Raw genomic sequence first — 1106 nt, 5'->3', positions numbered from 1 at the left:
GCCCTGGAGACGCTGCGCGCCCTCGTCCGCGAGACCGGGGCATCGGCGGTGCACTGGAACCGCCTCTACGACCCGGCGCCGGTGGCCCGTGACCGCAACGTCAAGCAGGCACTGCAGGCGGACGGGGTCGCCGTTCACAGCCACAAGGCCGCACTGCTCCACGAGCCCTGGACCGTGAAGACCGGCCAGGGCACGGACTACCGGGCGTTCACCCCGTTCTGGCGCGCCGCCCGCCGTGGCGGCGAGCCCGACTCGCCCCTGCCGGTCCCGGAACTCGCGGCCCCGGCGACGCTTCCGGCCGGCGAGCCTCTGGCGGCACTGGGGCTGCTGCCGCGGGTACGCTGGGACGCCGGCCTCGCCGGGCGCTGGCGACCCGGCGAGGCCGGTGCCCGGGAACGGCTGACGGCGTTCACACGGCACACGCTCGGGGATTACGGACGCGCCCGGGACTACCCGGGCGAGCCGGGCACGTCCGGGCTCTCGCCCCACCTCCACCACGGCGGCGTCAGCCCAAGACAGATCTGGTCGGCGGTCCGCAACGCGGATGACGGCGGCGGCGAAGCGGCGGAGGCGTTCCTCGCCGAGATCGGCTGGCGGGAGTTCGCGCACCACGTCCTCTTCCACCACCCGGAGCTGCCCGACGCGCCGCTCAACCCGCGCTTCGCGGCATTCCCCTGGCGGGAGGATCCCGGCGACCGGCTGCTCGGGGCCTGGCAGACGGGCCGCACCGGTTTCCCCATCGTCGACGCGGGCATGCGCGAGCTCTGGGTGACCGGCTGGATGCACAATCGCGTGCGCATGATCGCCGGCTCGCTGCTGGTCAAGAACCTGCGGCTGCCCTGGCAGGCCGGCGAGCGCTGGTTCTGGGACACCCTCGTGGACGCCGACCTGGCCAGCAACAGCCTCGGCTGGCAGTGGGTGGCGGGCAGCGGCGCTGACGCCGCCCCCTACTTCCGCATCTTCAACCCGGTCCGCCAGGGCGAGCGCTTCGACCCCGAGGGGGACTATGTCGCACGGTGGCTGCCGGCACTGGCGGCGCTGCCGCCACGCCATCGCCATGCCCCGTGGGCCGCGCCGGAGGGCGTGCTCCGTGACGCCGGCGTGCG

General features: G+C 74.8%; 1 protein-coding gene. It reads left to right on the top strand.

The genetic code is table 11. The features are described from left to right. Positions 1–1106: deoxyribodipyrimidine photo-lyase (locus G7A99_RS20500; RefSeq protein ID WP_163143712.1), on the top strand; the 1106-nt coding region annotated here is incomplete at both ends.

The organism is Arhodomonas sp. KWT (genome assembly GCF_010993615.1).
The sequence above is the reverse complement of the archived record's forward strand: the minus strand, read 5'-3'. Positions and strand labels throughout refer to the sequence as shown.